We start from the raw sequence: 12,181 nt of genomic DNA on the forward strand, positions 1-12,181 counted from the left end.
GCGATGCCTCAAGGATGCGGTTGTTCAAAATTGCGGTAGAGTGCTGGGAGCATGGTCAAGGTTAACAACGTCGCGGTAATCAGTCCACCAATAATAACCACGGCAAAAGGTTTGATGGTTTCTGATCCGACGCCGGTGGACAACGCTGCGGGCAACAATCCCAGCATTGCCATCAGCGCCGTCATCACCACGGGACGTAAACGGCTGACAGAACCCTGCAAAATGGCTTCATTTAGCGAAATGCCCTCGCGCCTGAGTAAGTTGATCTGCGATAGCAGGATTACACCGTTTTGCACGGCAATGCCAAACAGCGCGATGAACCCAACCGCTGCCGAGACGCTTAAATGGATGCCGGTTAATAGCAAGGCTATCAATCCACCGATCATCGAGAAGGGAACGTTCATTACAATCAAGGAGGCATTCTTGATCGAGCGGAATGTCCAGAATAACAGTACGAAAATCAGAATAAAACTGACGGGAATGATAAAGGAAAGTCGCTTCATTGCGCGTTGCTGGTTCTCGAACTGGCCGCTCCAGACTATGCTATAACCCGGCTGCAGGTGAACCTGTTGACCGATTTTTTTCTGTGCCTCGGCCACAAAACTACCTAGATCGCGCCCTATCAGGTTACATTTGATGGCGATACGGCGCATGTTATCCTCGCGGCTAATACGCGAGGCACCTTGACTCGTCTTGATCTCCGCCAATTCGGCCAATGGAATACGGCTGCCATTCGTGGATAAAACGGTGATATCTTCAATTGCCCCCACTGAATCGCGTGCCGAACTGATGAGTCGCACGGTAATGTCGAAACGGCGTTCCCCCTCCAGCATTTGGGTAGCGGTTTTACCGCCAACCGCCATGGAAATCACGTCCTCCACATCAGACACATTGATACCATAACGCGCAATTTTGTCCCGATCGATGGAAATGACCAGCTGAGCCAGCCCGGACTGCTGCTCGGCGGCCACATCGGTGGCGCCTTCTATGGAGCGCAGGAGGCCAGTGATCTGATTGGCCTTCTCCTGAAGAATGTTTAGATCTTCGCCGAAAACCTTGATGGCAATTTCGCCTTTAACGCCGGAAATAGCTTCTTCCACGTTGTCCTGAATCACTTGGGAAAAATTGAACTGCAAACCGGGGAATACCGCCAGGCGTTTCTGCATCGCTTCGACAAGCTCATCCTTGTTGCGATGATGCCAGGTATCCTTTGGCTTGAGATCGACAAGAACCTCCAGATTATTGAAACCTTTAGGATCGGTACCATCCTCCGGGCGCCCCAATTGCGTAAGTATCGACTTCGCCTCGTGGAATTCAAGCAGGCGCGCGCGTATATCTCTTTCCAGATCCTTGGCCTTATTGAGGGAGACCGGCGTTGGCAACGTTATGGTCAGCCAGACATTGCCTTCATCCAGCTTGGGCATGAATTCCGTACCAATCAGTGGAAAAGAGGCCAGAGACAAGGCCAGCATTAAACCTGCGCCTGCGAACAATTTGCGCGGATGGCGCAACACGGCCTCCAGCAACGCCAAGTAACGCCGCTCCATGCCATGGATAAGCGGATTGTGCGATTCGGTGAGTCGAGGTCCCACCAGATAACTCAATAGCACCGGAACCAGGGTCAAGCTGATGAACAGCGAACCCAGCAAAGCAAAAGTAAGCGTGAGTGCCATCGGAGAAAAGATTTTTTCTTCAACGCGCTGAAAGGTAAAAATAGGTAAAAAGGCGATAATAAGAATGGCTTTGGAAAAAAGTATCGGCCGGGCCATTTCAGCCGTTGTCATGAGCATGGATTGGCGCATATGAGCCACACTTGCCTGTTGACGCATCTCCAGAGTCACTTTGACCATGACGGCTTCTACCAGCACCACGGCGCTATCCACAATAATGCCAAAGTCGATTGCGCCCAGGGAAATCAGGTTGGCGGAAACCTGCATGGCATCAATCAGGATAAAGGCAAATAACAAGGATAGCGGGATAACAACAATAACCACCGCTGAAACCCAGACCCGGCGGAGAAAAATAATCAGAACTACCAGAATAAGTGCGGCGCCCTCCAGCATATTCCGCTCGACCGTATGAACGGTATGCTGTATCAGTTCCGTACGATCATAAATGGGGACAATTTTGACGCCTTGGGGCAGGCCGTAATTATTAAGATGCTCGATTTTTGCCTTTACCCCATTTATTACTTCAATGGCATTTCTGCTCTTGATAAGCAAAACGATGCCCTGAACCACATCGTCGTCGTCGTTGTAACCAACAATGCCAGTACGCGGTTGGGAATCCACGACCACCTCGGCAATATTCTTGACAAAAATTGGAACACCTTCCTGGCTGGCAACAACGATGTTTCCAATTTCGTCACCGGATTTCAACAAACCTGTGCCACGCACTACCAATGCCTCATGGCCATGATCGAGATAACCGCCGCCGATATTGGCATTATTGACAGCGATAGCCTGATAGACTTGAGGAAGCGTCAACCCGTAATTCCTGAGCTTGCCTGGATCGATCTGCACCTGGTATTGCTTGATGCCTCCCCCGAAAGCGACTACATCAGCTACCCCCTGGACGGAGCGGAGCGTGCGCTCGATCATCCAATCCTGTAACGCCCGCTGTTCCACCAGCGGAATGCCAGGGGCTTCGATACGATAGCGAAAAATCTCGCCGATACCGGTCGTCAAGGGGCCCAGTATGGGCTTTACTTCCGCCGGAAGGCTAACCGTTTTTAGCCGCTCCAGCACCAGCTGCCGTGAAAAATAATCCTCGGCATCGTCATCAAATATCAGCGTTACCACCGACAAGCCGAAAATGGATACCGAACGCATATTAATCATATGCGGCAGACCATTCATTTCCCTTTCGATGGGCAGGCTGATCAGTTTTTCCACTTCTTCCGGGGCTTGGCCGGGATATTGCGTCACCACTTGTACGAAAACATTCTGCACATCGGGAAAGGCCTGTATCGGCAAGCGCTCGAACGACAAAGCACCCAGGGCAGCCAGAAACACGGACGTGCTGATAATCAACAGGCGTTGTTGCAGGCAGAAGGCGATGATCCTGTGGATCACGGCGCACTTTCCCCACTTTGCTGCTCGGTATCCTGTTCAGTACGCAGCAGCAAGGCCCCGCCCACTACGAGCCTGTCCCCGGGCTTCAATCCATCAAGAATCACCGCCCGGTCTTTCAGGCGCAGACCCACCGTAACCGGACGCTTCTGATAATGATAGTCGCCAATATTTACATATGCCCAGTCGGATTCCTTGTCGGCAAATATTGCGTTCAAGGGAACAACCACAGCCAGATCATCGGCATCACTTTGTACCGTGATGCTTGCGAACATGGCCGGCAACAACCTTCTCTCCGCATTGGGCAAGATGCACCGCACCTTCACTGTGCGGGTCGTTTCATTCACCACCTGGCTTATATAGCCGACGGTTGCGGTAAAATCTTCTCCCCGGTAGGCGGGAACTTGCAGCAACACCGTGGCACCGGCATGAATCAGTCCGATATCTTTCTCAAAAATATCCATCTGCACCCATAACTGATCCAGATCGGAAATAACGAACAACGGTACGGTCAGATCAGAGCGGACCTCCATGCCTGGATTGATATTGCGTTCGGTGATCGTTCCTGAAAGCGGCGCATGCAAAACAAAGCGGTTATCGGGGCGCTGGCTGCGAACACCCAGATTAACCAGTTTCAGGCGCGCCCGTTCGGCCTCGCTACGAGCCCGGATCAGGCTATCCTCCGCCTGCTCACGCTCCTTGCGCGGAGCGATGCCATTATCATAAAGCTCCTGTATCCGCTGGAAAGTCCGGTTGGCGAGATTCAAATCGGACATGGCTCCCGCATAGGCCGATTGCGCCTGCCCCAGTTCCGGGCTGTTCAGTTCAGCGAGCGTATCGCCTGTCCGGACATACGCACCTAACGCCGCAATGCCACCGGTCACCCGACCTGCAATCGGTGAGGAAACACGAGCGGTGCGGGTTTCGTCATACGTGATTTTTCCCGTGACGGCATCCATCAACGGACGTTGAACCAGCTCGATAGTTGTTTCTTTTATAAAATCGCGCTTGGGTGAATCCAGGCTGAGTATGACCTCGTCCCTGGGGTGATTGGCGGCTGGCAATGGTTGCTCATGACTTTGCTGCTGACAGGCTACAAGCGACAAACTCAGCAATCCGATGGCAAGATGCGTGACAGCGAAAAATCTCGTGCCTATAAGCTTTACCTGGCCTGGATTCATTCGCTTATCTGGACCGGGAGTCCACAGCGGGAAACCATCAGGCAGCTTAACCATTGCTGCCCGCCAGACCTCGGGAGGAACCTTTGGTTTCCTCTCCATATGCCATTAACAGATCTGCCCAGGCTTTACTGCGATTTGCCAGGGCAGTGTAATAATCCAGCATTATTGCTCTATAGCTGCGCTGTGCATCGATCAAATCCAGCACGCCCACCGCTCCTTTTTGATAAGCGATTTCCTGTGCTTTACGCAAGGTCTCGATGCGCTTGACCACCGATGTCTCGAAGCGCCGGGCTATCGCGTCGGCGCTCTGCCACGATGCCGAGGCTTTCATCACCTCCGCCCGGATGTCCTGCTCAGCCTGCGCCAGCGCCAGTTCAGAATTGGTTACACTCACACGAGCTTTGGAAATTTCACCTTTTTGCTGATAAAACACGGGAATGGGTAAACTGATACCGACGCCGCCCGTGCGCGGGAATTGGTTGCCCTGATCCTGGTCATAAAAAGCGGTTATAGTCACATCGGGGATGATCTGCCGCTGCGCCAGGGTCAGCATCTTCTTGGCTTGTGCGATGCGCACCCTTGCCGCACGCATATCCGGTCGCCGTTCCAGTGCGCGCTCAACCAACTGGTCTTGCCTGGCCAGCGCAATCTCTGGTGACGCTTCGGGCCAGGTTTCCACTGCGGTAATCTCTATGCTGTTTTCGGGCCAGCCCAGCAGCAGGAGCAGATCGGCTCGCGCCTGATTTAACGCCGCCAGGGCCTGATCCTGATCACCCTGAACCTTCAGGCTTTCCACTTCGATACGAATAAAATCGACTGTTGCGACATCCCCTACCTTAAGCCTGACTTCGTTGACCCGCAGGATTTCCCGGTAACGCTCAAAGTTATCGCTTGCCGCTTTAAGTATCTTTTGCGCCAGCAAAAGACTGTAATAACTGCGCCGCACAGCGTTGGTGAGCACGCGTGCGACATCCTGCACGTCAAACTCGACCGCTTCGGTGGCGAGTTCGCTGCTTTCTATCCGTAAACGGCGTTTTCCGGCAGTCACGATGAGTTGTTCAATTTGCGGGAGTATCGCCGGTACCGCCAGGTTACGGCTCTCCCGTGCAAATGCCCTCGGAGCCAGTTCTGAAGTGGTGAGCCTGAATACCGGGTTAGGAATCGCGGCAGCAATAATTTGCTCTGCCTCGGCACTATCAATGTTGAGGCGTGCCGCGATCAAACCGAGGTTGCGCTGATAAAATAGCGCGATAGCCTGCTGTTCGGTAATAACGAGCTGATCCGTGGGCACGGCTTCTGCCCGCAGCGTTACCGCCCATGAGACCAGCAGTATACATGCCAGAATTCGCAGGCTTGACGCCGCCTTTAGCAAACTCGGCACATCAGTAGTGTCCGTGAATTGCCATGATCGACATTTGCCTGAATGAAGCGGTGACGACTGCTGGCATCCAGGATGACAGGCAGTGTGTGGATGCCTGGATTAAAGGGAGAGGGCAGCCGACGGTCAGCCAGAGGTGGAAATTGCATTGCCATACAAGGTATTTTCCCTTGCCTGATGAGCGAATTTCGTCGATGTTGCTCCCGACGATGCAAAGTGGGAACAAATTTTATTATAGTACGGCTGCCAGCCGTCAATCTTGCAATCGCTCATCCAACCCCTCGCTCCGAATCCACCTTTTTCCAGGAGCCTTCACCGCTATTGCGTAACTAGCTCCCTATTGGCGCATCGGATTCCAACCGTTTCCATAGACACTTACCCTTGCTTTCGTGTTCAATCAATTCAAGCTGCTGTGCGTGGGCTTCCAGTTCCTCCGCGCTGGCGGGCAGTATTGTCAGCCGTAAATCCCGCAGATTGGCGGCGATCTCAAGCGCGGAGGGCGCCTCCAGTTCCATGAGGAGGCTGTCCTGTCCACGCGTCATGGCAAGATAGACTTCCGCCAGCAATTCCGCATCCAGCAGCGCACCGTGCAGCGTGCGCCGGGAATTATCAACCTCGTAGCGCTCGCATAACACATCCAGATTGTTTCGCTTTCCGGGATGCAGCTCTTTTGCCATTTTCAACGTATCGGTCACCGAATGGCAATATTCACTCAATGGCTGCAACTCGGCCAATCCAAATTCATGATCGAGAAACGCAACGTCAAATGAAGCGTTATGCATGATGAGTTCAGCCCCCTCAAGAAATTCAATCAGTTCGGGGACGACGTCACGAAATTTCGGTTTGTCCTGGAGAAACTCGACGGTCAGGCCATGAACCTGCAATGCCCCCTCATCGATCTCCCGATCCGGATTCAGATAGCGGTGAAAGCGGCGGCCGGTCAGTCGTCGGCTTAGCATTTCCACCGCAGCAATTTCGATGACGCGGTGGCCGAGACGGGGTTCCAGACCGGTGGTTTCAGTGTCGATAAAAATCTGGCGCACAGGTTTATATTCCTATTCAAAACTCATTTTTATATAGCCTTTTGCAGCTGAAATAGCTTAACCTCTCTCATCTGCTTATAGCATCTGTCTTGTCATTTATTCACTCTCCAGCACCGATTGCACACCGCGGTTAGCAAGTACGTCCGCCTGTTCGTTACCTTCGTGACCGGAGTGGCCGCGCACCCATAACCACTCGATTCGATGGCTCTGTGTCAACTCATCCAGTTCTTTCCATAAATCATCATTTTTTACGGGCTTTTTATCAGCGGTGCGCCAAGCACGCTTTTTCCAGGAGTGGATCCATTCGCTGATGCCCTTTTGCACGTACTGGGAATCCGTATGCAGCCGCACTTCGCACGGCTCCGTCAGGGCTTCCAGTGCGCGGATGACCGCAAGCAGCTCCATCCGGTTATTGGTCGTCAGCTTTTCACCACCATACAACTCCCGTTCGTGACCGTTATATCGCAGCAGCGCGCCCCACCCGCCAATGCCGGGATTGCCCTTGCAAGCGCCGTCGGTAAAAATTTCCACTACTCCGTCACGCTTCGCTTTCACTCTCCGCCTTGCGTAGGTGTCTTCACCAGAATCCCATTGCGCGCGGCCAGGCGCGGCTCTTGCCCGGAAGTATCGGCGCCGAGTTTTTGCGCGACCGGAGCCATGCCTCTCCTCGCGGCGCGCACCTCATTCCATTCAGGCTTGATGACGCGCATACCATGCACGCGCTTGACTGCCGTCAGGAAGTAAATACCGCCGGAGAATGGCCACCAGCGATCACCTGCGGCCTCCATGAAATTAAATCGTTTCAGCCATTTTTCCTGACTGAAAGGGGGTGCGTAGCAACATAAACGATCTTTAGTGATCTCGAAATCCAATAATGTCAACCAGTCCTTGAGCCTTGGCAGTGCAATGAACTTGCCGTGCCAGGGAAAATGCTTCTCCACCGGCGCGTCTCTGAGCTTCGGCATCAAATTGCCGCGCCAGGGAAAACGCTCCTCCACCGATCCGAAAAACCCTCGCACGCCCCAAAGACTGCGAGGATTGAAACCACAGACGATGACATGCCCCTCGGGCATGAGCACCCGTTGCACCTCGCGCAGAATCTGATGGGGATTGGCACTGAATTCGAGCACATGGGGCAGGAGCACCAGATCGATGCTGTTCGTTTCAACCGGCAGAAACTCAGGGGCTGCCCGTAACGCAGCACTTTCTTCAATGGCTGCACAGAATCGTAACGGCATGCGGTTGGCGCTTAGAAAATCGTATTGCGGAAACCCTATTTGCATGGCGTTGTAGCCAAACACATCCACCACGGCCTGGTCGAAATGGCTCTGCTCCCGCTCCAGCAGATATTGACCTAGACAAGTGTCAAACCATTCCAGCCTATTTTTTATCGGCATATAGTATTGAAGAACGGCAGAAGGGAATTCGATTATCCTAAATCCGGCAGTTGTACGGGGCGGAGTGTACGGTTTTTGGGGCGCGGGGCAAGGCGCAACGACGCGGAATGCGACCGCGTAGGGCGGAGCAGTGCCTTCCGCAGGAAGGTGCGACCCCGAAGCGGGATGCATGCGCCCCATGTACCTGAAACGCGATCACGGCATCCCCTACGCTGCCCGATCCCCGCTTCGCGGGGCCCCTCGTGCAACGCTTCGGGGCGCCATTCCATTCCAAGGAGTTGCAACGCCGCCCTGCGCCGTAAAAACCGTGCAATCCGCTCTGTAGCGGGCTCACCCAGAAGGCGAGGGTCAAATAGCACAAAATATTTTTATTAATCATAGCAATAACCAAATAAGTGAGCGGTCAACTGCCGGGTTTAGGATTATGGACTAATATGAATATTTATTACTCTGTTAAGTTCAATTCATCAACTCGCCATGCCATTTATCCGATTGAACACAAATTCAAAGTGACGCCTGCCCCATGACTACGCCGCATATCGTTGCGATTCACGCATTCACCGATAATTATATCTGGGTTATCCGCGACCACTACCACGCCGCCGTGGTCGATCCGGGCGACGCCTCACCCGTGCTCGATTACCTGAAACAAGAAAAACTGAAACTCATCGCCATTCTCAACACTCACCACCACAACGATCATGTGGGAGGCAACGCCGCGCTGCTGCGGGAATTTACGGTGCCGGTATTCGGCCCCGCAAACGAATCGATTCCCACCGTCACGCACCCTCTCAAGGAATGCAACGGCAAAGAAAGCGAGGAAGGCATCGCCTATATTCCCGAATTCTCTCTTAGCCTCAGGGTGCTGGATATTCCCGGCCATACCGCCGGACATATTGCGTATTATGGCGCAAACCTGTTGTTTTGTGGGGATACTCTGTTTGCCTGCGGCTGCGGACGGTTATTTGAGGGAACCGCACCGCAGATGGTGAACTCACTGCAAAAACTGGCGGATTTACCCAAAGAAACCGGGGTCTATTGCGGCCATGAATATACCCTCAACAATATCCGTTTCGCCAGAACCGTCGAGCCCGGCAATCAGGCATTGATCGAACGCGAAACGGTGGTTGAAGCATTGCGCAAACAGAATATCCCGACGTTGCCCTCCAGCATCGCGATAGAAAGGGCCATCAATCCGTTCCTGCGCTGCAATCAGCCCGAAATCATCCGTAATGCCAGTGTCTATGCAGGCAAGCCGTTATCCGATCCCGTTAGCGTATTTGCCGCATTGCGTGACTGGAAGAATCATTTTTAACCCGTGATAAAGCGGGGGAAGCAGGCGAATTCGCAAAGCGAATGCTCGCAAATTCGAATTTATAGAGGTGCTCATGAATGATCGGGCGCTTCCGTTGTCGTATAGAGGCGCCCTCTTTCATCAGCGCAGCATCCACTGCGCGCAATACCGCAAGTCAAGTACCGTTACGTAAATTCAACCACCCGCTATGGCACGATGAAACAGCAAATTACCGTTCATGACATTGTTTACCACAGCGGCACATTACGGGAGTTTAAAACACATGAATCCTTTAGAGCAGATCCTACAGTGCGGCCAATCCATCTGGCTGGATTCGATCAGCCGCGATCTCATCAATAGCGGAGAGCTGCAACGCCTGGTAACTGAAGACAAGCTACGCGGCGTAACCAGCAACCCCACCATCTTCGAGCAAGCCATCAATCACGGCAGCAGCTACGACGATGCGCTGGGCGCATTGCTGAAAGCTGATGAACACCAAACCGACAAAGCGCTGTTTGAAGCGCTGGCTGTTGCCGATATACGCAGCGCCACCGATGTGCTGCGGCCGGTCTATGACGCAACCCAGGGCGGCGATGGTTACGTCAGTCTCGAAGTCTCGCCGCATCTCGCCCATGACACGGAGGGAACCATTGCCGAAGCGAAGCGGTTATGGGACGCGGTGCAACGCCCGAATCTGATGATAAAAATTCCGGCCACCCCGGCGGGTATCCCCGCGATTTCGCAATCCATCGCGGCAGGCGTAAACATCAACGTGACCCTGATGTTTTCGCTGCGGCATTATGAAGATGTGGCGCGAGCCTATATCCGCGGGCTCAATGGCAGAGCGGAAGCATCGCCGGGTAAAATGGTAAGCTGGCCGGTTTCGGTTGCGTCATTTTTTGTCAGTCGGGTGGATAGTGTTGTCGATCCCTTGTTGGAAAAGAACGGATCGCCCGCAGCACTCGCCTTACGCGGCAAGATCGCCATCGCCAATGCCAAGCTCGCCTATCAGCGCTTCCACGAAATATTCCATGGCGAGGACTTTGCCGATTTGCGCCGCAAAGGCGCAAAAGCGCAACGTCCGTTATGGGGCAGCACCGGCACCAAGAATCCCGCTTACTCCGACGTGCTCTACATTGAGCAATTGATCGGCCCCGATACCGTCAACACCGTGCCGCCTAAAACGCTTGACGCATTCCGCGATCATGGCCACGTGCGTGAAACGCTCACGGAAAATATTGAACAGGCGCAAGCCGACACTGCACGACTAAAGGAGTTCGGCATCGATCTCGACGCCATCACGGAGAAACTCCAGGATGACGGCGTGGACGCTTTCGCCGCATCGTACGACAAGCTGCTTGCCGCGCTCAAAACCAAGCGGCAGGAGATCCTCGCCAATCACGCGGCCTAGCAGCCTGCCGCGACTCGCGTAGGGTAGGGAGAGCGTAGCGAAACCCATCACACCATCAAGGGTGCTACTTTACTGAACCTCTGAATAAGTCCTTCAAAGAGTGTATCTGGGGCTACATCGAAGACTTATTCAGAGGGCTTGAACAATCGGGAGAAAAATAATGGAACTTGGAATGATCGGCCTCGGACGCATGGGCGGCAACATGGCGCAACGACTGGTGCTCGGCGGCCACCGCGTCGTCGGCCATGCCCGCAACCCGGAAACACTCAGGGAAATCGAAAAAAAAGGCATTGTGCCGGCGACGACACCCGAAGCACTCGTTAATGAATTGAAATCGCCTCGCACGATATGGTTGATGGTTCCCGCGGGTGCCCCGGTGGATGAAACAATTACCGCGTTGTGGCCGCTGCTCATACCAGGCGACATCGTTATCGAGGGCGGCAATTCAAATTACAAGGATACGCAACGCCGTGCGCAAATGCTGGCGACAAGCAAGATTCATCTTGTCGATGCGGGCACCAGCGGCGGCATATGGGGGCTTCAGAACGGCTACAGCATCATGCTGGGCGGCGATGAACAAGTCATCGAGGGATTGCGCCCCATCTTTGAAACCCTGGCTCCCGCGCCGGATAAAGGCTGGGGGCGTGTCGGCCCCAGCGGTGCCGGGCACTTTACCAAGATGATTCATAACGGTATCGAATACGGCATGATGCAAGCATATGGAGAGGGATTTGCGATCCTGCGCCACAAGCAGGAATTCGACCTGGATCTGCATCAGATAGCGGAGATCTGGCGCGATGGCAGCGTGGTGCAATCATGGCTGCTCGACTTGACTGCTGCTGCCCTAGCGGAAAATCCGGGTCTGGAAGGTATTGCCCCGTATGTCGCCGATTCCGGCGAAGGACGCTGGACGGTCGCCGAAGCGATTGACCTCGATGTCGCCGCCCCGGTCATCACGTTGGCATTATTGCAACGCCTGCAGTCGCGTGATGCCGATTCATTCTCGAACAAATTGCTATCGGCACTACGCAACCAGTTCGGGGGACATGCGATGAAAAAGGAATGAATCTCCTGGCGAGCAGGAGACAAGGAAGCGCGCCAATAAGCGAAACATATTGCTCCGTATGCTGCGGCTACCGGGCTACTGGACTACTGGAGCGCTGTAAAACAAAGTATAGGGTATGGGGACGACGTCCCCACACTCCTCCCATTGCCAAATCCGGCCCATCGGACTATCTCACATTCGTCAAGACGTTCAGGTCACTCGATATGAATTCATGGGGTCAAAACACACTTTAAACATTATTAAGTTGACAAAGTGTTTTTAGTTGTATAAGATTCAAACCATGAATGCTGGGAATTGAAGAAGTGCTCGACGTTTCCCCACCCAATGCCAACGAAAATCG

General features: G+C 53.6%; 9 protein-coding genes. 3 read left to right on the forward strand and 6 right to left on the reverse strand.

Features of this window, described 5'->3' with window-relative positions; all coding sequences use genetic code 11:
- Nucleotides 1-8: 8 nt before the first annotated feature.
- The 6 genes from BLO43_RS03405 to BLO43_RS03430 form a co-directional block, all read right to left on the reverse strand.
- Complete coding sequence (locus tag BLO43_RS03405) at nucleotides 9-3,074, reverse strand: efflux RND transporter permease subunit (RefSeq protein ID WP_090905779.1); 3,066 nt, start codon at nucleotides 3,072-3,074, stop codon at nucleotides 9-11.
- Nucleotides 3,071-4,306: an efflux RND transporter periplasmic adaptor subunit gene (locus BLO43_RS03410; RefSeq protein ID WP_254773300.1), complete on the reverse strand. Its 1,236-nt coding sequence runs from the start codon at nucleotides 4,304-4,306 to the stop codon at nucleotides 3,071-3,073. Before BLO43_RS03410 ends, BLO43_RS03405 begins: the two co-directional genes overlap by 4 nt.
- The gene (locus tag BLO43_RS03415) at nucleotides 4,299-5,633 is read right to left on the reverse strand and encodes a TolC family protein (RefSeq protein ID WP_254773301.1); all 1,335 of its coding nucleotides are present in this window, start codon (nucleotides 5,631-5,633) and stop codon (nucleotides 4,299-4,301) included. The genes BLO43_RS03410 and BLO43_RS03415 overlap by 8 nt, the downstream gene beginning before the upstream one ends.
- Nucleotides 5,634-5,959: 326 nt before the next feature.
- Nucleotides 5,960-6,673, reverse strand: coding sequence for a DNA polymerase III subunit epsilon (gene dnaQ / locus BLO43_RS03420; RefSeq protein ID WP_090905781.1), 714 nt, complete (start codon nucleotides 6,671-6,673; stop codon nucleotides 5,960-5,962).
- A gap of 96 nt (nucleotides 6,674-6,769) precedes the next feature.
- Nucleotides 6,770-7,228, reverse strand: coding sequence for a ribonuclease HI (gene rnhA, locus BLO43_RS03425; protein ID WP_074632784.1), 459 nt, complete (start codon nucleotides 7,226-7,228; stop codon nucleotides 6,770-6,772).
- Nucleotides 7,225-8,070, reverse strand: a complete 846-nt coding sequence (locus BLO43_RS03430) for a class I SAM-dependent methyltransferase (protein ID WP_090905782.1) — start codon at nucleotides 8,068-8,070, stop codon at nucleotides 7,225-7,227. Before BLO43_RS03430 ends, rnhA begins: the two co-directional genes overlap by 4 nt.
- A gap of 523 nt (nucleotides 8,071-8,593) precedes the next feature.
- Between BLO43_RS03430 and gloB the strand changes: the two genes are divergently transcribed.
- The 3 genes from gloB to gnd all read left to right on the forward strand — a co-directional run bounded on the left by gloB (nucleotide 8,594) and on the right by gnd (nucleotide 11,841).
- Entirely contained in the window at nucleotides 8,594-9,385 is a 792-nt protein-coding gene (gene gloB, locus BLO43_RS03435) for a hydroxyacylglutathione hydrolase (protein WP_090905783.1), read from the forward strand.
- Between the two features lie 262 nt (nucleotides 9,386-9,647).
- The gene (gene tal, locus BLO43_RS03440; RefSeq protein ID WP_090905784.1) at nucleotides 9,648-10,775 is read left to right on the forward strand and encodes a transaldolase; all 1,128 of its coding nucleotides are present in this window, start codon (nucleotides 9,648-9,650) and stop codon (nucleotides 10,773-10,775) included.
- A gap of 160 nt (nucleotides 10,776-10,935) precedes the next feature.
- Nucleotides 10,936-11,841 carry a phosphogluconate dehydrogenase (NAD(+)-dependent, decarboxylating) gene (gene gnd, locus BLO43_RS03445; RefSeq protein ID WP_090905785.1) on the forward strand — a complete coding sequence of 302 codons (906 nt, stop codon included), beginning with the start codon at nucleotides 10,936-10,938 and terminating at the stop codon, nucleotides 11,839-11,841.
- The last annotated feature ends 340 nt before the right edge of the window (nucleotides 11,842-12,181 follow it).

The sequence above is a fragment of the Nitrosospira sp. Nsp13 genome, assembly GCF_900101945.1.
In the GTDB taxonomy this organism is placed as follows: domain Bacteria; phylum Pseudomonadota; class Gammaproteobacteria; order Burkholderiales; family Nitrosomonadaceae; genus Nitrosospira; species Nitrosospira multiformis_D.

Coding starts and splice junctions, on each gene's coding strand:
- BLO43_RS03410 (WP_254773300.1), bottom strand. CDS start 4,306: ATGGTTAAGCTGCCTGATGGTTTCCCGCTGTGGACTCCCGGTCCAGAT.
- BLO43_RS03430 (WP_090905782.1), bottom strand. CDS start 8,070: ATGCCGATAAAAAATAGGCTGGAATGGTTTGACACTTGTCTAGGTCAA.
- gloB (WP_090905783.1), top strand. CDS start 8,594: ATGACTACGCCGCATATCGTTGCGATTCACGCATTCACCGATAATTAT.
- tal (WP_090905784.1), top strand. CDS start 9,648: ATGAATCCTTTAGAGCAGATCCTACAGTGCGGCCAATCCATCTGGCTG.
- gnd (WP_090905785.1), top strand. CDS start 10,936: ATGGAACTTGGAATGATCGGCCTCGGACGCATGGGCGGCAACATGGCG.